The 19,865-nt window shown below is 67.8% G+C and carries 17 protein-coding genes and 1 tRNA gene; 14 read left to right on the top strand and 4 right to left on the bottom strand.

The features are described 5' to 3' along the window. Positions 1–30: 30 nt before the first annotated feature. A complete protein-coding gene (locus tag V6K52_RS17375) occupies positions 31–1,317 on the bottom strand; it encodes an esterase-like activity of phytase family protein (protein WP_353951370.1) in 1,287 nt (428 codons plus the stop codon). A gap of 179 nt (positions 1,318–1,496) precedes the next feature. Here V6K52_RS17375 and V6K52_RS17370 point away from each other — a divergent pair, with 179 nt between their 5' ends. Beyond that, on the top strand, positions 1,497–2,429 hold the full coding sequence (locus tag V6K52_RS17370) for an ATP-binding cassette domain-containing protein (RefSeq protein ID WP_353951369.1): 933 nt from the start codon (positions 1,497–1,499) through the stop codon (positions 2,427–2,429). Then, entirely contained in the window at positions 2,426–3,190 is a 765-nt protein-coding gene (locus V6K52_RS17365; RefSeq protein WP_353951368.1) for a hypothetical protein, read from the top strand. The genes V6K52_RS17370 and V6K52_RS17365 overlap by 4 nt, the downstream gene beginning before the upstream one ends. 34 nt (positions 3,191–3,224) lie before the next feature. Here V6K52_RS17365 and V6K52_RS17360 read toward each other — a convergent pair whose 3' ends face one another. After that, the gene (locus V6K52_RS17360) at positions 3,225–3,725 is read right to left on the bottom strand and encodes a MarR family transcriptional regulator (protein ID WP_353951367.1); all 501 of its coding nucleotides are present in this window, start codon (positions 3,723–3,725) and stop codon (positions 3,225–3,227) included. 154 nt (positions 3,726–3,879) lie between these two features. On the opposite strand from V6K52_RS17360, the gene V6K52_RS17355 reads away from it, so the two are divergent. The 5 genes from V6K52_RS17355 to V6K52_RS17335 all read left to right on the top strand — a co-directional run bounded on the left by V6K52_RS17355 (position 3,880) and on the right by V6K52_RS17335 (position 10,775). Further along, entirely contained in the window at positions 3,880–4,761 is an 882-nt protein-coding gene (locus V6K52_RS17355) for a class III extradiol ring-cleavage dioxygenase (RefSeq protein WP_353951366.1), read from the top strand. 46 nt (positions 4,762–4,807) lie between these two features. Beyond that, positions 4,808–6,127 carry an MFS transporter gene (locus V6K52_RS17350; protein ID WP_353951365.1) on the top strand — a complete coding sequence of 440 codons (1,320 nt, stop codon included), beginning with the start codon at positions 4,808–4,810 and terminating at the stop codon, positions 6,125–6,127. After that, positions 6,117–7,547: an aminotransferase class V-fold PLP-dependent enzyme gene (locus tag V6K52_RS17345; protein WP_353951364.1), complete on the top strand. Its 1,431-nt coding sequence runs from the start codon at positions 6,117–6,119 to the stop codon at positions 7,545–7,547. Before V6K52_RS17350 ends, V6K52_RS17345 begins: the two co-directional genes overlap by 11 nt. A gap of 180 nt (positions 7,548–7,727) precedes the next feature. Next, positions 7,728–9,191: a M28 family peptidase gene (locus V6K52_RS17340; protein ID WP_353951363.1), complete on the top strand. Its 1,464-nt coding sequence runs from the start codon at positions 7,728–7,730 to the stop codon at positions 9,189–9,191. A gap of 219 nt (positions 9,192–9,410) precedes the next feature. After that, positions 9,411–10,775, top strand: a complete 1,365-nt coding sequence (locus V6K52_RS17335; protein WP_353951362.1) for an SLC13 family permease — start codon at positions 9,411–9,413, stop codon at positions 10,773–10,775. Positions 10,776–10,894: 119 nt separating this feature from the next. On the opposite strand, the gene V6K52_RS17330 is transcribed toward V6K52_RS17335, so the two are convergent. Then, positions 10,895–11,191: a DUF3303 family protein gene (locus V6K52_RS17330; protein ID WP_353951361.1), complete on the bottom strand. Its 297-nt coding sequence runs from the start codon at positions 11,189–11,191 to the stop codon at positions 10,895–10,897. 136 nt (positions 11,192–11,327) lie between these two features. After that, a tRNA-Phe gene (locus V6K52_RS17325) sits at positions 11,328–11,401 on the bottom strand. A gap of 321 nt (positions 11,402–11,722) precedes the next feature. Between V6K52_RS17325 and V6K52_RS17320 the strand changes: the two genes are divergently transcribed. From V6K52_RS17320 to araA, 7 genes are all read left to right on the top strand, one after another. Next, complete coding sequence (locus V6K52_RS17320; protein ID WP_353953799.1) at positions 11,723–12,775, top strand: ABC transporter substrate-binding protein; 1,053 nt, start codon at positions 11,723–11,725, stop codon at positions 12,773–12,775. 112 nt (positions 12,776–12,887) lie between these two features. After that, positions 12,888–14,468, top strand: coding sequence for a sugar ABC transporter ATP-binding protein (locus tag V6K52_RS17315; RefSeq protein WP_353951360.1), 1,581 nt, complete (start codon positions 12,888–12,890; stop codon positions 14,466–14,468). Continuing rightward, on the top strand, positions 14,465–15,607 hold the full coding sequence (locus tag V6K52_RS17310; RefSeq protein WP_353951359.1) for an ABC transporter permease: 1,143 nt from the start codon (positions 14,465–14,467) through the stop codon (positions 15,605–15,607). Before V6K52_RS17315 ends, V6K52_RS17310 begins: the two co-directional genes overlap by 4 nt. Beyond that, on the top strand, positions 15,604–16,617 hold the full coding sequence (gene yjfF, locus V6K52_RS17305) for a galactofuranose ABC transporter, permease protein YjfF (RefSeq protein ID WP_353951358.1): 1,014 nt from the start codon (positions 15,604–15,606) through the stop codon (positions 16,615–16,617). Before V6K52_RS17310 ends, yjfF begins: the two co-directional genes overlap by 4 nt. After that, a complete protein-coding gene (locus V6K52_RS17300) occupies positions 16,614–17,633 on the top strand; it encodes a LacI family DNA-binding transcriptional regulator (RefSeq protein WP_353951357.1) in 1,020 nt (339 codons plus the stop codon). Before yjfF ends, V6K52_RS17300 begins: the two co-directional genes overlap by 4 nt. Next, complete coding sequence (locus V6K52_RS17295; protein ID WP_353951356.1) at positions 17,630–18,307, top strand: L-ribulose-5-phosphate 4-epimerase; 678 nt, start codon at positions 17,630–17,632, stop codon at positions 18,305–18,307. Before V6K52_RS17300 ends, V6K52_RS17295 begins: the two co-directional genes overlap by 4 nt. 34 nt (positions 18,308–18,341) lie before the next feature. Beyond that, entirely contained in the window at positions 18,342–19,853 is a 1,512-nt protein-coding gene (gene araA / locus V6K52_RS17290) for an L-arabinose isomerase (RefSeq protein ID WP_353951355.1), read from the top strand. The last annotated feature ends 12 nt before the right edge of the window (positions 19,854–19,865 follow it).

Genomic DNA, 19,865 nt, shown 5'->3' with positions numbered 1-19,865 from the left:
GACCAGGATCAGCGCGGATGACGCCAGATCTCAGAGCAGTCGGTGGTCCACCTGGAGTGCCGAGCCGAGGCGGATGAGGACGAACTCGTTGCGGTCGGGCTCGGTGGTGCTGCGACCGCCAGCAGCGGGGAAGTTGTTGTCGTTCATCACCGCGATGGTGCGGTTGTCGACGATCTCGACGTCCTCGATCGTGAAGAACGGGAAGGTGAACGGATCGCCAAATCCGCCTGCCCCAGAGGGGTTGGGGACGTTCATGAGGTCGACGAGCAGGGTCTTCTTGACGTAGCCGCCGGCCGCCACACCGCGGGTGTCGACGAGATAGATGCGCTTGAACACCGCGGTCGGGCCTTGACCGTTGTCACGCTCAATGACGAGGAACTGGTGCTTGTTGATCGCAATGAAGTCACCGAGCGCGTTGGCGGGGTCCTCCATGCGGTAGCGCCGGAAGTCGCCGGTGAAGTCGGCCGTGCCGTCCTTGGCGATCGGCGCCTCATAGATGCGCAGGTCGCTCGCGAGATTGGCGGCCTTGTCCTCGGCGGTCGCTCCCTCGAGCATCGGATAGAGCGTGCGGCCGTCGGGCGAGATCGCCAAGCCCTCGAAACCCTTGGAATTGGCGAGGTTCGGCGTCGCCGAGCCGAGCGTGGGGTTCGACGGCGACTTCACCCCGGGAGTCGCGATGGGAGCCTCCAACAGCTGGCCCTTGGCGTCGAAGTGCAGCAGGTAGGGCCCGAACTCCTCACCCACCCAGTAGGTGCCGTCCGTGCCGACCTGCAGCGACTCGGGATCGAAGTCCCAACCCGTGAGCTTGCGGTCGGGAGTGGAACACGAGTAGCCCGCCGGGAGCGACGCCGCGGCCGCGCAGCCACCGTCACGCCACGTCTGCCACGGGATGAGCCGCTTCGGGTCCGAGAACGTGAAAAGCGTTGTCTCGTATGCCGTGGCACCCGTCTTCGTGTTGGGCCGGATCCGATGGAGGGCGAGGAGCGCATCCTGGCTGTTGGTCTTGGCGCCGAAGCCGTTGTCGCTGAGCACGAGGTAGGACCCGTCGGCATTGCGGTGCGTGCCGGAGAAACCCTGCACCGGCTGGCCCGGGTAGGGCGAAGGCACAGCGGCGTTGCCGGTCGTCCAGTGCCCCGAAGGCTCACTGCCGGGCACGTAGGTCTGCGTGGGCAGGACCGAGAATCCGAGGACCTTGGCAGTCGTGGGCGACGGAACGGGACGGCCGGGTCCTGTAGGTGTGGCGGCGGCGATGGTGGGGGCCAGGAGGGCAGCGCCTGCGAGCGCAACCGCGGGCAGGACGGATCGGCGGGAAGTCATGGCCGCAGCCTGCACACCAAAGTGGAACGGACGGCATACCTCTGGGTGAACCGCAGCCGAACTTGTGCGCCGCGGCCATCGGCATCTGCACGGAACCTTCACACGTCTCACCCCCACTGGCCGGGCCGCAGCCCCTAGCGTCCGTGACGTCGGGTTCGGCGGTGGAGAGGGTGCTAGGGATGATCAGGGTCAGCGGGCTGACAAAGGTGTATGCCGGTGTGCGGGCGGTCGACGACCTCACCTTCGACGTGCAGTCGGGGAAGGTGACCGGCTTCCTCGGGCCGAACGGTGCGGGGAAGTCGACGACGATGCGGATGATCCTGGGGCTGGACCGACCGACGGCCGGGGCGACGTCCGTGGGTGGGCGGCGCTACACCGACTTCCCTGCACCGTTGCGAGAGGTGGGGGCGCTTCTTGACGCCGGAGCGATGCACCCTGGACGAACGGGCCGTGGCCATCTGCGGATCGGCGCTCGCAGCAACGGAATTCCGCTCGCCCGGGTTGAAGAGGTCATCGAGCAGGTGGGGCTCGAGAACGCGGCCGGTCGTCGGGTCAAGGGCTACTCGTTGGGCATGCGACAACGGCTGGGCATCGCCGCAGCGCTGCTGGGCGACCCGCCGGTGCTGCTTTTCGACGAGCCGGTCAACGGGCTCGACCTCGATGGCGTCCGGTGGATCCGGTCCCTGTTCAGGGGGTTTGCCGACGAGGGGCGCACGGTCCTCGTGTCGAGCCACCTCATGAGCGAGATGCAGCTCATCGCCGATCGGGTCGTCGTCATCGGTCGTGGGCGCCTCATCGCCGACACGGACATCGCGGGCATGCTCCGTGGGTTGGGCGGTCAACGGGTGCGGGTGCGCACGCCACGGGTGGACGCGCTGGTGGGGGCACTGGGGCCGGATGCCGTCGTGACCCACCCGGGCCCTGAGGAGGTGGAGGTGAGCGGACTGCTCGCGAGCGAGGTCGGAGACCTCGCGCACGCACACGGCATACCCCTGCATCACCTCGCAGAGGTGGAACGGTCCCTTGAGGACGCCTATCTCTCGTTGACCGAGGGCAGCGTCGAGCACCGCGGACAGGTGCCCGACACCGTTGTGGACGGGGCAGGGCGATGAGTGCGACCGTGCTCGCCCGCGCGAGCCGCGCCGAGTGGAGCCGGATCTGGAGCGTTCGGTCGAGCTGGGTGTTCCTCTGCGCCATCGGCCTCGCAATCGTCGGGCTCGGCGTGCTCTCAGGCATCGACGTCGCCAACAACCCGGACTCCGCGCCGGATGACGGGTCGGCGTGGGACGTCGCGCGCTTCACGGCGATGTTCGCCCTGTTCGGGACCGTGGCGTGGTCAGTGGTGACGAGCACTTCCGACCATGCGACGGGCGCGATCGTCCCGACTCTGCAGTGGACGCCACGGCGTGGCCTGCTCCTCGCGGCTCGCTGCGCCGTCATCGCCCTGACGGTTACGGCCATCGGCCTCGCACTCGTCGTGGCGGCGAGCGTCGCGGTGTGGGCCCTCGCACCCGACATCGGCCTGCCGCTCGCTGACGGGCTCGCGTCCCTCGGTGACCTCGTCATCGTCATCGGCTGCGGTGCGCTGCTGGGCATCGGGCTCGGCCTGGCCACTCGCAGCACCGCAGCCGCGCTCGTGCTGGCCATCGCCCTGCTGCTCGTGCTGCCACTGCTCGTGGGGAATCTGCCGTTCGAGTGGGCACCCACGGTGTCGTCACGGCTGCCTGGCTCCGGGGCGCTCTTCCTCATCTTCGGCGAGGGGCCGCTCGATGACATGACGCCGATGTCGGCCCGACTGACGCTCGTCACGTGGGCCGTGGCAGCGGTCGCGGCCGGCGGGTGGCGGCTCCTGCGCAGCGACGCGGGGCACTGAAGCCGGCTCCGGCCGGTGACGGAGCCGTGCTCCGTCAGGCGTCGTCGTCGGCGATGGCCCGGCCCAGACTGCGGCCGATGTCGCGCAGCTGACGCACCTGGGTCGTGGTGAGGGAGTCGAAAACGAGACGTCGCACCGTGCGGACGTGACCGGGGGCGGCGGCGACGAGGTAGGCCATGCCCTCATCGGTGAGGGTCGCGAGGGTGTAGCGGCCGTCGGCCGGGTCGGGCTGACGAGTGAGCCAACCGCGCTTCTCGAGCCGGGCAGCCACCTGGGAGAGGCGGGGAAGCTGGCCCTCCGTCAGCGTGGCCAGGGCGCTCATCCGCAGGGTCCGGTCGGGCGCGTCGGAAAGGCCGGCAAGCACCTGGTACTCGAAGTGACTCAGGTTCGATTCTGTCTGGAGCTGGCGGTCGAGCGCCGCGGGGAGGCGGACCATGAGGCCGGCGAGGGCCATCCAGGCATCCCGCTCATCGTCATCGAGCCAGGGCACAGCGTCCTCAGGGGACGTGGCGCGTTCGTGTGGCGGGCTGGACATGGCCCCGATCCTAGTTCTGCGCACGGGCTGACGGGCCGGGGAATGAATTGCACCGTGAAGTCATTGACTCTATTGTTACTTCAAGGTGCAAGTGAAGCACGTCGCTCCTCACTGACTCGAGACATCTCATGAACCTGCCTGAAAGGTCATCACGATGACGCCCAACTCTCCTGGCCCGAGCCGGCTCGGCCAACCCGCCGGTGCCTACGAGGATCTGCACGACCGCGTGGTCGAGCAGGCTCGTGCCCAGCGCCTGTGGACCTCCGAGGACGGGGCGATGCCCGCCCTCTTCGTGAGTCACGGAGCGCCGCCCACCCTCGACGACCCGGAGTGGCTCGCCGAACTCTTCGCGTGGTCGCAGAGCATGCCGAAGCCGCGCGCGGTCGTCATTGTGTCGGCCCATTGGGAGAACGCACCAGTGGCGATCTCTGGTGCCGCAGCAGGCACGCCGCTGGTCTACGACTTCGGTGGTTTCGACCCGAAGTACTACACCCTCCAGTACGCCACCCCTGACGCGAGCGACCTCGCCCGCCGTCTTGTAGGGACGCTCGGCGGCGTGACGCCGATCCACCAAGACGTCGACCGCGGGCTCGACCACGGCGCCTTCATCCCGATGATGGCGATGTACCCCGCGGCCGACGTCCCTGTCGTGCAGCTGAGCATGCCTAGCCTCGACCCGACGGCGTTGCACGCGTTGGGCCAGCGGCTGCGTTCGCTGCGCGAGGAGGGGATCCTCGTCATGGGCTCCGGCTTCATGACGCACAGTTTCGCGGCCATGCGTGACCCTCGGCTCGCAGGTCACACCACCGCGTTCGACGAGTGGGTGGCCGATGCACTCGGTCGCGGTGACGTCGATGCGCTCACCGACTACCTGGCAAAGGGGCCCGGTGCGGCCGTCGCCCACCCGACTGCCGATCACTATGTCCCGCTGCTCCTCACTCTGGGGGCGGCGACCGACAGTGGGCGACCGGAGTCGACGACGGTCATCGACAAGTTCCGCTTCAGCAACTCGATCCGGTCGATCCAGGTCGCCTGACCGGAAACGGTCGGTTTCGGGGGCGTCGCCGGACATACTGCGTTGCATGCCTCGCGAACGCCTCACCCGCGCCCAGACAGCGGGATATGCCGCGGGCAGTGTTGGGACGGGCGGCTTCGGGACCCTGCCGGGCCTTGTCCTCGCCTACTACCTCACCGACACGTTGGGAGTCACTGCGGCGCTGGCGGCCGTCGTCGTCCTCGTCCCCAAGGTGTGGGACGTCGTCATCGACCCGGCGATCGGGGCGCGCAGCGATCGTGAGGTGGCCGCCCACGGGTCACGCCACCGGCTCATGCTGCTCGGCGCGTTGACGCTGCCGGTGGGCTTCATTGCGATGTTCGCCGTTCCGTCGGGCTTCGGCTCAGGCGCAGCCGCGCTCTGGGTCGTTGCCGCATTCGTCCTCGCGACAACCTCATTCAGCTTCTTTCAGGTGCCCTACATCGCGGCGCCCGCCGACCTCACGAACGACTACACCGAGCGCACCCGCATGATGGCGTGGCGCGTCGGGGTGCTGGCGCTGGCGATCCTCGCGTTCGGTGCCGGTGCCCCGGGCATTCGCGACGCCCTTGGCGGCGGTCGCTCCGGCTATCTGGTCATGGCAGTCGTCTCGGCGCTCGTGCTGTCAGTCGGCATGCTCGCGACCGTCGCCAGCCTGCGAGGGCACGAGAGCCGCGTGGGTGGAACCACCGAATCTTCATCTCTGCGTGCGGGATTGGACGCCATCCGAGACTTGCCGCGCTTCCGTGCGCTGCTCGTCGTCTTCGTCATCCAGGCGCTGGCCACGGGCATCGTCCTCGCGGCAGCGCAGTATGTCGCGACCTATCTCCTTGGCTCCCAGTCCCTGGTGAGCGTGTTGTTCGCGGCTGTCGTCGCGCCTGCGCTCGTCGTCATGCCGGCCTGGAAACGTTATGCAGCAGCGCGAGGCAAGCGGGCGGCATACCTCGCGTCGTCCTGGCTCTTCGTGCTCGCCTGCGTGGTGCAGGTCCCGGCCCTCTCGCTCGAGTGGACGTGGCTGTCGGTCCTCGCTCTGGCGGTCGGCGGTGTCGCGTATGCCGGGATGCAGCTCTTCCCCCTGGCGATGCTTCCCGATGTGATCGAGGAGGCAGGGCGGGCCCGGGGTGGCGCGATGAGCGGGGTGTGGACGGCACTGGAGACCGCGGGTCTCGCCCTCGGCCCGGGCATCGTGCTGCTCATGCTGGCCGTGAGTGGATTCGTGTCGAGCACGGGTGATCCCGTGGCCCAGCCGCGCGGCGCCGAGGTCGCCATGGGGCTCGCCTTCACGCTGGTGCCAGCGGTCCTGGCCGTCATCTCGATCGTGGCACTGCGCAAGTATGTCGAACCGGAGGTGCTCCTCGATGGAGCATGAGTCAACACACCCTGACGAGGTGCTGGGAAGGCTGCGTGCCTATCGCGAGCACGATGCCCCAACGCACGGTGGACGCGTCCTGTCCTATGTCTATGACCATGGTCGACCCGAACTCGATGAGGTTGCGGCACAGGCGATGCGGCTCCTCCAACCGGTGAACGGACTCGACCCGACGACCTTCCCCTCAGTGGCGCTGATGGAGTCCGACCTCGTGGCCTTTGGCCGGACGATGCTGCACGGGCCTTCGGCCACCGGATCGGTCACCTCAGGTGGGACTGAGAGCTGCCTGCTCGCCGTGAAGGCTGCGCGCGACCTCTGGGTGGCGCGCGGCGGGGAGGGAAGGCCGCGTCTTGTGGTGTCCGCGTCGACGCATGCGGCCTTCCACAAGGCCGCCCACTACTTCGGACTCGACGTGAGTGTGTTGCCCGTGGACGTGACATCGGGCCGCGCACCGGCGGCGGCAATGGTCGCGGCCCTCGGACCGGACGTCGCCCTTGTCGTCGTGTCGGCACCGTCCTATCCGCACGGGGTCATCGATGCCGTCAGCGAGGTGGCGGGTGCTGCCGCGGATCGTGGGATCCCGTGTCACGTGGATGCCTGTGTCGGTGGCTGGGTGTTGCCGTTCTGGGAGCAGGCCGGGGGAGAACCCTTGCCGCAGTGGGACTTTCGCGGGCGCGGCGTGAGCAGCATCAGCGCCGACATCCACAAGTACGGCTACGTCCCCAAGGGTGCGTCGCTGCTCCTCTTCGCCGACAGTGAGCTCGACCTCGCGCGCTACTTCGCCATCACCGACTGGCTCGGCTACCCCGTCGTCAACCCGACGATGCTCGGCACGCGGTCAGCGACGTCGTTGGCCGCGGCCTGGGCCGTGGTCCAGACCCTCGGAACAGGCGGGTATGCCGCCCTCACCCGTCCCGTCGTCGCCGCCACGTCCGCCGTGGTCGAGGGAGTCGGCGGGATCCACGGGCTGCGGGTTCTGGGGGAGCGGCAGGGGCCGCTCGTCGCTGTTGCGGCAGACGACGCCGTGGCCGTTGAGCACCAGGTCGACCCGCTCCTCTGGACGGCTGCCGTCGCCGAACGCGGGTTCGTCCTGCAGGGACAGCCGGCGATGACGCAGTCCGATGGGACCCGGGTCCCGCACACGGCTCACCTGACGATCACTCCCGTGACCGAGGGCTTGCTGGGGGAGCTGGTGCCCGCGCTCATCGAGGCCGCGGACGCCGTCCGGGGACACGCGTTGCCGAGCCCGGAAGCGTTGTCTCACACCGGCATACCCGATCCTGTGGCTCTTGCGGACGGAGCCAGAGCGGGAGGCGACCTCGACCTCACAACGGTCCTGTCCCTCATCGAAGTGCTCCCGCGAGAGGACTCGGCTCGACTGCTGTCGGCCTTCCTCCAGCGCTTCACCGCCCCGCGCTGAGTCCAGCTCGCCAAACAGCATCCGCGAGCAGGCGTCAAGGCCCTACTGGGCTATTCCTTGTAGCGCGTCCGGGCCATAGCCTCTGGCCAAGGCGCGGTCACCTCCGGGCCTACTATCAGGAGGAACACCTTGCGAGTACAACGACGTACTTCTCTGGCTGCAGTTGCTGCCGTGGGGCTGGTGACAAGCCTCGTCGCCGCTGGGGGGCCCGCCTCGGCGGGCAACCCCAACAACTCCAAGAAGTTCACCCAAGCGGTGACTCTCGAAGGAGTCATGGACCACCTGGAGGCGTTCCAGGAGATCGCCGACGCCAACGACGGCAACCGCGAAGCGGGCACGTCGGGATACGACGCTTCCGGCGCCTACGTCGAACAGGTTCTGCAGGCCGCGGGATATGAGACGCGGCGCCAGTACTTCGACTTCGCCTACCAGGAGCAGGGCGCCCTGCAGCAGATCTCGCCGACCCCGACGACCTATGTGACGGACTCCTTCACGGGCTCGGGCGCCGGCGACGTCACCGCGACGGTGACCCCTGTCGACATCAACCTCGTGCCCCCACGAGCGAGCACGTCTGGCTGTGAGGCTGCGGACTTCGCCGGCTTCCCGGTTGGCAACATCGCGCTCGTGCAGCGTGGGTCCTGCGACTTCGGACTCAAGGCGGACAACGCCGAAGCGGCGGGCGCAGCCGGGGTCATCATCTTCAACCAGGGCAACACCCCGGAACGGTCGGCGCTGATTGTCGGCACACTCGGCACCTTCGACGTGGACATCCCTGTCGTCGGCGCGTCGTTCGCCACCGGAGCCGACCTGGCTGACCCGTCAACCACCGTCGCCCGTGTCTACGCCGCGCCGATCGAGAACCGGCCGACCTTCAACGTCATCGCCGAGACCAAGTCTGGTCGCGCCGACAACGTCGTGATGATGGGCGCCCACCTCGACAGCGTGCGGGACGGCGCAGGCATCAACGACAACGGCAGCGGCTCGGCGGCGATCCTCGAGACAGCGGTGCAGCTCGCCAAGGTCAACAAGCTCAACAACAAGGTGCGCTTTGCGTGGTGGGGTGCTGAAGAGGCCGGCCTCATCGGCTCGACGCACTACGTGAACGACCTCGTCACCAACAACCCCGCTGCACTCGACAAGATCGCGACCTACCTCAACTTCGACATGGTCGCTTCGCCGAACTACCAGATCGGGGTCTACGACGCCGATGAGTCGACCTACCCCGCGCCCGTGACGGTGCCGGAGGGTTCGATCCAGACCGAAGACGTCCTCACGGACTACTTCGACTCGGTCGGGCAGCCTTGGGTCGACACGGAGTTCTCTGGTCGCTCGGACTACCAGGCGTTCATCGTCAATGGTGTCCCCGCCTCGGGTCTGTTCACCGGTGCAGAGCAGCTCAAGACCGCCGAGGAAGCAGCCCTGTTCGGTGGCCAGGCTGGCGTCGCCTACGACGTGAACTATCACGCGGTGGGCGACGACATCAGCAACGTCAATGCCGAAGCCCTGGACATCAACAGCAACGCGATCGCGCACGCTGCGATCACCTTGGCCCAGAGCACGCAGGCGATCAACGGTGCGCGCAGTGCAGGCAAGTCCGGCAAGCCGCACCCCGTGGAGGACCACCAGCACGAGCCGGCAGCCTGACCGCTGGCAACGCATTTCGACAATTCAGCAGTGCAGCGCAGTGCCCCGGGCCGCAAGGGTGGTCCGGGGCACTGCCCCGCTCGCACGCGAAAGTCGGAATGGCCTCCGGCGGGTAACCCGGGGCGACCTCTAGGGTGGTCGGGCCACCCAGTTCAACACCCGACACCTGTCGGACCACCAACCGGCGCGATGGGTGACCGCTCCAGACGAGGACTCAGCGTGGAGATCCTGCATTCGGCCATCGCGATTCTTGCGGCCATCCTGCTCATCATCCGGTTCAAGGTCGATCCGGTGATCTCACTGTTGCTGGCGTGCGTCTATCTCGGGCTCGCCACCGGACAGGGTTCTGAGGGCACCATCAAGCAGATCACCGGTGGCTTCGGCGAGATCATGGCCGAGGTCGGACTCCTCATCGGCTTCGGTGTCCTCATCGGGGCGCTGCTCCACTCGATGGGCACCTTCAGTGATCTCGTCGCGATCATCGCGCGCCGTGTCGGGGGCAAGCTGCCCTACGCCATGGCAGGGACGCTCGCGGTCATCTTCCCCTCGATCTATGTCGACGTGCAGGTCGTGCTGGCCGCCCCGATGGCCCGTGAGTCGGCACCCGCAGTCGACCGCAAGATCGGGCTCCCGTGGCTCGCCGGGGCGCTGGGGATCGGCATCTTCGCCGGCTACGTCTTCGTCGTTCCGGGTCTCGCGGCGGTGGCCGTTGCTGGGCTCATGGAGGTGCCGCTCGGCACCTACCTGCTCTATGGGCTGCCCATCGGACTCGCGACCGCACTCATCACGACCCTCCTCTTCCGGCTCATCCTCAGTCGCGGGTTCTGGAACGACGAGACGGACTACGACTCGGATGCGGTCCTCGTGGACGGCCGACCGCACGACGAGACCGAGGACGTGCCGCACGCAGAGAGCATCTCTCGGCTGCCGCTGTTGGTCCGCCTCCTGCCGATCCTCGTGCCCCTGGTCCTCATCGCGACGGGAGCCATCGCCGACCTCGCCGACGTGTCGAACTCGGTCCTGGAGTTCCTCGGGGACGCCAACATCGCGCTCTTCATCGGCCTGTTGATCGCCTTCGTCATGGTTCGCAGGGGTTTGGGTGCGGACGGTGTCAGCTCGGTCCTCACTTCCGGGTTCCACACCACCGGCGAGATCCTGCTCGTCACTGGCGTCGGCGGCTCGCTCGGTGCCGTCATCGCCGAGAGCGGCATGCAGGACACCCTCAAGAGCCTGTTCTCCGCCGACGCGAACGCGCCGGTGATCCTCAGCATTCTGCTTGCCTGGTTCATCGCCGCCCTCCTGCACTTCGCCATCGGCTCGGTGTCGGTTGGTGCCATCACGGCCGCCGGCATCATCGGGCCCGTGGTGGGCTCGATGGGAGTCGACCCCGTGGTCATCGCCCTGGCGATCGCGTCGGGTGCCATGTTCGCCCTCCACGTGAACAGCAACTTCTTCTGGATGTTCAGGGGCCTGCTCGATCTCTCCACCAAGGGCACTCTCAAGACCCTCACCCTCGCGACATCGCTGGGAGCGGTCGTCTCCCTGCCACTGGTGATCCTCGCCAGCTTCGTCGCTGCCTTGTAACGCTCTTCGAGCGCAGACCTTCTGCGTATGCCGCAGGGCTGGGTTCGTCGGATCGGCGCCACCGAAGGTGACGGGACGGCATACCCACGTATGCGGTGTTGTCGCCGCGGCCGGGCCACTCAGTCCTTCGGGACCGGGACCTCGCTCACCGGCGTGACGATGCTCGTACAGCGCGTGAAACCGGGCCACAGGAACTTGTGGACGGCGTTGACGTCGTCAGCCTCCACCACCAGGAAGAGGGTGTGCTGGGCGTTCGCGCCGTAGCGACCGATCACCGTCACACCCTCGGTCGTGGCGTCATAGAGCGAGTTGGAGCCGCCCTCGTCCCTCGGGCAGAGCTCGGGACTGTGAACCTGGGTGATGTGGAACAGCACTTGGTCCTCCTCACGCCCCCGTGTGCGCTTGGCCAGATCCATCTTGGACCTCATGCGGGTCCGGTGTCAGAGGAATGGCGCAACCGCCGACTGCGCCGTGAAGCAAGGGTCGTGGCACGCCGCCCCGACCAAAACGAAACCGCAGGTGCCGGGACGGCATACCTGCGGTTTCGTGGTGTGGCCAGGGACGGGGTCGAACCGTCGACCTTCCGATTTTCAGTCGGACGCTCGTACCAACTGAGCTACCTGGCCGTGTTGTCACAGGGGACGCGGGGCGCGACCTGGCCTGCTCAAACAGATCGCCAGGTTGCCCTGGCGTGCCAGAACTATAACGCATTCCCCGAGGCTTCTGACATGCGGCACTGTGTCGTCCGGTGCCTGAAGGTGGGGTCGTCCCGACCCTGTCGGAGCGTTCGAGCAGACCCGGTCATGGACGAGATATGAGCCAGCGTGCGCGTTAACATGCAAGCACGAGTCATGGATCTTCTTGGCGTCAGCAGGGCTGTAACTAGTTGTAACTGACCCTTGACAGGCCAGATGTTAACGCTCACACTCAATTTCAACGTGGCGACGATGCCACGGCGGCAACCTCGGTTCGACCGCATGGGCGACGCCAACGACGGCGTCACACAAATGGAGGCACCAGTGTTCAAGAAGTTCCTTCCGGTGGCCGCGAGCATCGCTCTCGTCGCCTCCCTCACGGCCTGTGGTTCGGACTCGGGAAGTCAAGCGAGCGCCGCCGCGGGCAACGACGAGATCGTCATGGGCTTCGCTCAGGTCGGCGCTGAGTCCGGCTGGCGGACCGCCAACACCAAGTCCATCCAGGAGTCCGCAAAGGCCGCAGGCGTCACGCTCAAGTTCTCCGACGCGCAGCAGAAGCAGGAGAACCAGATCAAGGCGATCCGCAGCTACATCCAGCAGAAGGTCGACGTCATCGCTTTCAGCCCTGTCGTCGAGACCGGCTGGGACACCATCCTGCTCGAGGCCAAGCGCGCGAAGATCCCCGTCATCCTCACCGACCGCGCCGTCGACTCCGAGGACAAGACGCTCTACAAGACCTTCCTCGGGTCCGACTTCGTCCTCGAGGGCAAGAAGGCCGGCGAGTGGCTGGTGAAGGACTCCGGCAGCGCAGGTGCGGTCAACGTGGTCGAGCTCCAGGGCACCACGGGCGCCGCTCCTGCCATCGACCGCAAGGAGGGCTTCGCCGAGGCCATCAAGGCCAACCCGCAGATCAAGGTCATCGCCTCACAGACGGGTGACTTCACCCGGTCCGGCGGCAAGCAGGTCATGGAGGCCTTCCTGAAGTCCAACCCTGACATCGACGTCGTGTACGCCCACAACGACGACATGGGCCTGGGTGCCATCGAGGCCATCGAGGCGGCCGGCAAGGTGCCCGGCAAGGACATCAAGATCATCACCATCGACGCGGTCAAGGACGGCATGCAGGCCCTGGCTGACGGCAAGATCAACTACATCGTCGAGTGCAGCCCGCTGCTCGGCGACCAGCTGATGGATCTCTCCAAGAAGGTGCTCGCCGGTGAGACCGTTCCCGAGCGCGTCGTGACCGAGGAGAGCGCGTTCGACCAGGCGCAGGCCAAGGCCGCGCTGCCGACCCGCAAGTACTGAGCGCGAAGTTCCACCCACGCCTCCTCCGCCGCACTCGCGGCGGCGGAGGAGGCGCGCCAGACCTGAGCTGGTTGATTCCTTCCGACCGACGACGTTCCACGGAGGACCACTGATGACCACCCCGACGACCGAAGGCCCACCGGATGCTCTCGCACCGGTGATCCGGATGAGCGGGATCCACATGCAGTTCGGCGCCGTCAGGGCTCTCGACGACGTGGCCTTTCGCCTGCTCCCCGGAGAGGTCCATGCCCTCATGGGTGAGAACGGCGCCGGCAAGTCGACCCTCATCAAGGTCCTCACGGGCGTCTATGGAGCGACAGCCGGGAGCATCCAGCTCGAAGGAGGCACCGTGTCCTTCTCCGGGCCCGGCGACGCCCAGCAGCACGGCGTCAGCACCGTCTACCAAGAGGTCAACCTCTGCCCCAACCTGAGCGTGGCCGAGAACATCCTCCTCGGTCGTGAGCCTCGTCGGTTCGGGGCAATCGATGGCGGCGCGACCCGCCGCCGCGCCGCGCAGCTCCTGACCGACATGGGCCTGGACATCGACCCGGGATCCGTCCTGGCGCAGCACCCCATCGCCATCCAGCAGCTGGTGGCGATCGCGCGGGCCGTCGCGGTGGACGCGAAGGTCCTCATCCTCGACGAGCCGACCTCCAGCCTGGACAAGGACGAGGTTGCCGAGCTCTTCCGCATCATGCGTGTGCTTCGGGACAAGGGAGTCGCCATCCTCTTCGTCTCACACTTCCTCGAGCAGGTCTACGAGATCTCCGACCGCATGACTGTGCTGCGCAACGGGAAGCTCGTCGGCGAGTACCGGACCTCCGAACTCAGCCGCATCCAGCTCGTGTCGCTCATGGTCGGCCGCGAGCTCGGCGAGCTGGCCGAGGTCGAACGCATCGCCGAGCAGGCGGCCGACCAGGCCTCGCAGGTGCCGGTGATCCGGGCACGGGGACTGGGCCGCAAGGGCTCGGTGGCCCCCCTCGACTTCCACGTCAACCGTGGGGAGGTCGTCGGTCTGGCGGGGCTTCTCGGGTCCGGGCGCACCGAGGTGGCCCGTCTCCTCTTCGGTGCCGACCGCGCCGACACGGGTGAGATCGAGATCGACGGCCAACTGCGAGCCATCCGCACACCTCGAGCTGCGATCGCCGCGGGGATCGCGTTCTGCTCCGAGGACCGCAAGGGGGAGGGTGTCATCGCCGACCTCAGCATTCGCGACAACATCGTCCTCGCCCTCCAGGCCTCTCGTGGGTGGGCGCGGCCGCTCTCTCGACGCACCAAGGACGAGATCGTCGACAAGTGGATCACCGCCCTCGACATCCGCCCGGCCGATCCTGACGCGATCGTCGGACGGCTCTCCGGAGGGAACCAGCAGAAGGTCCTCCTGGCGCGGTGGCTCGTCATCGAGCCGGCACTCCTCATCCTCGACGAACCCACCCGGGGGATCGACGTCGGAGCCAAGGCCCAGATCCAGAAGCTGGTCGCAGAACTGGCCACGCAGGGCATGGCAGTGGTCTACATCTCGGCCGAGCTCGAAGAGGTCGTCCGCCTGAGCCACCGCATCGTCGTCATGAAGGACCGCGCGAAGGTCGCCGAGCTCGACGAGAAGGCGACGGTGGACGAGATCATGCACCTGATCGCGCAGGTCGACGAACCCGCATGCCACGGTGACGATCGAACGGCGGTGGCGTCATGATGACCGAACGGCGCATCGACAGACTGCGCAGCAGCGGGCTGCTCTGGCCCCTGCTCGCCCTCATCGCCCTCCTCGTCGCGAACGCCGTCGTGCGGCCCTCGTTCCTCTCGCTCCGCATGCAGGACGGGCACCTCTACGGCAGCCTCATCGACATCCTCAAGAACGGGGCACCGACCCTGCTCATCGCCCTGGGCATGTGCCTGGTGATCGCGACCCGGGGGATCGACCTCTCCGTCGGCGCCGTCGTCGCCATCTCGGGTGCCGTCACCTGCACCTACATCGCCGGAGCACCTGATCCCGCAAGCGCACAGACCGCGCTCATCGGCATGGGAATCGCCCTTCTACTGTGCGTCGTCCTCGGCGTCTGGAACGGCTTCCTCGTAGCGGTCCTGGGGATCCAACCGATCATCGCCACCCTGGTCCTCATGACCGCCGGCCGAGGGATCGCCATGCTGATCACGGATGGGCAGATCATCACGGTGAACAACACGGCATACCGGACGGTCGGTGCCGGATTCCTCATCCTGCCCGTCTCGATCCTCATCGCGCTCGCAGTCCTCATCGGGGTGGCGCTGATCACGAGGCGGACCGCCCTGGGTCTGCTGATCGAGAGCGTCGGCGTCAATCCGGAAGCCAGTCGCCTCACCGGTATTCACGCGCGCACGATCCGGTGGACCGTGTATGTCTTCGCGGGTCTGTGCGCCGGAGTCGCAGGCCTGATGATCAGCTCCAACGTCAGCGCAGCAGACGCCAACAACGCCGGGCTGTGGATCGAGATGGACGCCATCCTGGCCGTCGTCATCGGTGGCACGTCCCTGGCGGGTGGGCGCTACAGCCTCACGGGCACGTTGATCGGCGCCCTGACGATCCAGACGCTCACGACGACGGTCTACAGCATGGGCATCGCACCCGAGATCACCCTGGTGTTCAAGGCGGTCGTGGTGGTCACCGTGTGTCTGCTGCAGGCGCCCAAGTTCCGGGCCTTGCTCACCCGGGGTAGTCGGGGTAGCCGCGGTCCGCGCGACACGCCCACCGCCCCCCTGGCCCCACCCGCCAGCAGTCCCCCACCGGAACCCATCCATCGTGACTCGGTCGGCGCAACCGCCGCCGTCCCGAGTCGGAAGGCAGTCCAGTCATGACCGCTGCCCCCATCTCTCTCCGGCAGCGCACGGCCCAGCTGGCCCACGTCACCGGGCGCACCGTGCCAGCACGCATCCTGCCCACCCTGGCCACCTTCATCCTCTTCCTCGTCCTTTTCGGGGCAGGGTCAGCACGGTTCGAGGGCTTTGCGTCGGGTCAGGTCGTCGCCAACCTGTTCATCGACAACGCCTTCCTCATCGTGCTCGCGGTCGGCATGACCTTCGTCATCCTGACCGGCGGCATCGACCTGTCCGTGGGTGCAGTCGTCGCCCTGTCCACGATGGTGACGGCAGCCCTGCTCCAAGCAGGCTGGTCCGCGCCGGTCGTGGTGCTGCTCGTCCTCGCGATGGGCTCGACCTTCGGGCTGCTGATGGGGCTGGTGATCCACTACTTCGAGATCCAGCCCTTCATCGTCACCCTCGCCGGCATGTTCCTCGCCCGCGGGCTGTGCTTCGTCGTCGGGGTGGAGTCGGTCCCGATCAAGGACCCGAGCTTTCGCGACCTGGCGACGGCCGCGATTCCCCTCCCGGGAGGGGTGTCGATCACGTGGAGCGTCATCATGGCCCTGGTCGTCGTAGCGGTGGGGGCCTGGGTCCTGCACCGGACGCGTTTCGGACGCACGGCATACGCCATCGGTGGGAGCGAGTCCTCGGCGATGCTCATGGGCCTGTCGGTGGCCAAGGTCAAGGTCGGCGTGTATGTCGTGAGTGGTCTCTGCTCCGCGATCGCAGGCCTGCTGTTCAGTCTCTACATGCTCTCGGGCTACGGACTGCACGCCGTCGGCATGGAGCTGGACGCCATCGCCGCCGTTGTCATCGGCGGCACGCTGCTGGCCGGAGGTGTGGGCTATGTGGCGGGCAGCGTCCTCGGGGTCATGGTCCTCGGCGTGATCCAGACCCTCATCTCCTTCCAAGGCACACTCAGCTCATGGTGGACCAAGATCGCAATCGGCACCCTGCTCCTGATGTTCATCGTGATGCAACGGATCATCGTCCGGAGGCAGCCGTGACCGACACGATGAAGGCCCCGGTCATGGCCGATGTCGCCCGGCTCGCGGGGGTGTCGCACCAGACGGTGTCGAGGGTGATCAACGGGTCGTCCAAGCTGCGGCCCGAGACCCGCGACAAGGTGCTCGCAGCGATCGAGCGCCTCGGCTACCGCCCCAACACCGCTGCCCGCGCGCTCGTGCGGGGTCGCACCGGCATCATCGGCATCATCGGCACGGCGGTCGTGGAGTTCGGGCCGACGAGCATTCACCGCACCGTCGAGCAGGCGGCTCGCGAGGCCGGCTTCTTCGCCAGCTCGGTCAACCTCGCCGAGATGACCCGGGAGTCACTGGACGGCGCCATAGAGCACCTGATGACCGTCGGGGTCGAGGGCATCGTCATGATCGCCGGCCATGACGCCGCCCTCGAGATGGTGCGGGCACAACGATCCGGCATCCCCTTCGTCGTCGTCGAGGGCGACCTCAGCAAGGGGGCGCTGACCGTCGGTGTCGACCAGGTCGCCGGGGCCCGAATGGCGACCCAGCACCTGCTCGACCTTGGTCACCGCGAGATCGTCCACGTGAGTGGACCGCTTGACTGGACCGAGGCGCGAGCCCGACTCGAGGGCTGGCGCGGCGCCCTGCTGGACGCCGGCGTGCGTCCCGCCGAACCGATCGTCGGGGACTGGAGCTCACAAAGCGGGTATGCCGCAGGGCTGACCGTCTGCGCGATGCCGGACGTGACAGCGGTGTTCGCTGCCAACGACCAGATGGCCGTCGGCATCCTCCGGGCCCTGCACGAGCGGGGCCGCCGCGTGCCCAGCGACATCAGCGTCGTGGGGTTCGACGACATCCCCGAGGCCGAGTACCTCATCCCCCCGCTCACCACCGTGCGCCAGGACTTCCCGGCCGTCGGACGTCGCGCCATCGAGGTGATCCAGGAGGCGATGCAGGACGGCGAGCTGACCCCGTCGCCCCTGCTCCAACCGGTTCTCGTGGTGCGCGACAGCACAGCTCGCCGTCCGGAGCTGGCATCGTGACCGTCCTGTCCGAGGTCCGCGACACGCTCTCCCGCCTGCGGGCCGAGGTCGCCGGGCTGCACGCCGAGCTCACGAGGTACCAGCTCGTGGTCTGGACCGCCGGCAACGTCTCCGCCCGGGTGCCGGGTCGCGACCTCATGGTCATCAAGCCGTCCGGGGTCGCCTACGAGGACCTCACCGCCGGCTCCATGGTGGTCTGCGACCTGCACGGTGCCGTCGTCGACGGTGACCACGCACCCTCCTCGGATACCGACGCGCAGGCCTACGTCTACCGGCACATGCCGCACGTGGGAGGGGTCGTGCACACCCACTCGACCTACGCGACCGCCTGGGCCGCGCGCGGCGAGCCGATTCCCTGCGTGCTCACGATGATGGCCGACGAGTTCGGCGGCGAGGTGCCGGTCGGCCCGTTCGCCCTCATCGGGGACGAGTCGATCGGCCGCGGCATCGTCGAGACGTTGCAGGACAGTCGTTCTCCGGCAGTCCTCATGCGCAACCACGGCGTGTTCACGATCGGCAAGGACGCTCGCAGCGCCGTGAAGGCCGCCGTCATGTGCGAGGACGTCGCCCGCACGGTCCACATCTCGCGCCAGCTGGGGGATCCCCTCCCCATCGCGCAGCACCACGTCGACGCACTGTTCGACCGCTACCAGAACGTCTACGGGCAGCGATGACCCGTCCGACCGCACGCCACCACGAGGAGATCCGATGACCACCGACACGTCCGCGCAGCCCGAGCTCTGGTTCCTCACGGGGAGCCAGCACCTCTACGGCGAGGACACGCTGCGCCAGGTCGCCGAGCAGTCGCAGGCGATCGTCAAGGAGCTCGACGCCAGTGGTGCGATCCCCGCCCGCGTCGTGTGGAAGCCGATCCTCGCCGACTCCGCAGCCATCCACGCGCAGATCCTGGCCGCGAACGCCGCGCCGAACTGCGTGGGCGTCATCACCTGGATGCACACGTTCTCGCCGGCCAAGATGTGGATCGCGGGCCTGGACGCCCTGCGCAAGCCGATGCTCCACCTGCACACGCAGGCCGGTGCCGAGCTGCCGTGGTCGACCATCGACATGGACTTCATGAACCTCAACCAGGCCGCCCACGGCGACCGGGAGTTCGGCTACATCGGGGCGCGCCTGGGCGTGGCCCGCAAGATCATCGCCGGTCACGTGGGCAACCCCGTCGTGGTCGACCGGGTGGCGACGTGGGCCCGTGCGGCCCGGGGGGCGCACGAGCTGAGGACGCTCAAGCTCGCCCGCTTCGGCGACAACATGCGTGACGTCGCGGTCACCGAGGGCGACAAGGTCGAGGCCCAGCTCCGCTTCGGCGTCTCCATCAACACCTACGGCGTCAACGAGCTCGTCGAGGTCGTCGACCAGGTCCCCGATGCAGCCGTCGGCGACCTCGTGGACCAGTACCTCGAGGCCTACGACGTCGCGGCCGAGCTGCGCCCGGGGGGTGATCGCCACGAGTCGCTGCGCTATGGAGCCCGCATCGAGGCCGGGCTGCGCACCTTCCTCACCGACGGCGGTTTCCGCGCCTTCACCACCAACTTCCAGGACCTCGGTGGGCTGCGCCAGCTGCCTGGCCTGGCCGTCCAGCGGCTGATGGCCGACGGCTACGGCTTCGGCGGCGAGGGCGACTGGAAGACCTCGGTCGTGCTCCGCGCCGCCAAGGTCATGGCCGAGGGTGTCGAGGGCGGCACCAGCTTCATGGAGGACTACACGTACCACCTGGTCCCGGGGGAGGAGAAGATCCTCGGCGCGCACATGCTCGAGGTCTGCCCGACCATCGCCAGCGCCAGGCCGTCGCTGGAGATCCACCCCTTGGGGATCGGGGACCGCGAGGACCCCGTGCGCCTGCGGTTCACCGGGGCGCCCGGACCTGCGGTCATCGTCGGGATCAGCGACATGGGCGACCGCTTCCGCCTCACCCTCAACGAGGTGGAGGTCGTCGAGCCCGACCATGCCCTGCCAAAGCTCCCGGTCGCCTGTGCGGTCTGGGAGCCGCGGCCGAGTCTGTCGACGTCGGCCGAGTGCTGGCTGCTCTCGGGCGGCCCGCACCACACCGTGCTCTCGTCGGCCCTGACGACCCAGGAGTTCCGGGACCTCGCCGAGATCATCGGCACCGAGCTCGTCGTCATCGACGCCGACGCGACCCCCGACTCGGTGCGTCGCGAGCTCCGGTGGACCGCGGCATACCATCGCCTTGCGGCCCGGCTCTAGACCAGCGGAGGG

The organism is Knoellia sp. S7-12 (assembly GCF_040518285.1).
GTDB lineage: Bacteria > Actinomycetota > Actinomycetes > Actinomycetales > Dermatophilaceae > Knoellia.
This window is presented reverse-complemented; position numbering and strand designations above follow the sequence as displayed.